This window comes from Pseudomonas sp. AU12215 (assembly GCF_001675465.2).
In the GTDB taxonomy this organism is placed as follows: Bacteria; Pseudomonadota; Gammaproteobacteria; order Pseudomonadales; family Pseudomonadaceae; genus Pseudomonas; species Pseudomonas nitroreducens.
Map to the genome: position 1 here is coordinate 1 of NZ_MACM02000123.1, position 276 is coordinate 276.

The 276-nt window shown below is 62.3% G+C and carries 1 protein-coding gene; it reads left to right on the plus strand.

Going from position 1 to position 276, the window contains the following annotated elements:
* The coding region (locus tag A9513_RS16340) for a type I restriction endonuclease (protein WP_141678438.1) at positions 1-276 on the plus strand (276 nt) is incomplete at both ends.

A 276-nucleotide genomic window follows, 5' to 3' on the forward strand; every position in this document is an offset into this window, starting at 1 on the left:
GGTGCAGAAACTGGTGCGCGAGCTGGAGCAGGACGGCACCCTCGATGTGCTGCGCCACGGCTTCAAACTGCCGGGAGTGAAGGTCGAGGCGTGCAGCTTCAAACCCGACCACGGCATGAACCCGGACACCCTCAAGCGCTACCAGTGCAACCGCCTGCGCGTGGTGCCGGAGGTGTCTTATTCCCCTCACTTCCGCGAGGGGGAATACAACCCCCGTCTGGATCTGGTGCTGTTCGTCAACGGCATTCCTGTTGCCACGCTGGAGCTGAAAAGCGA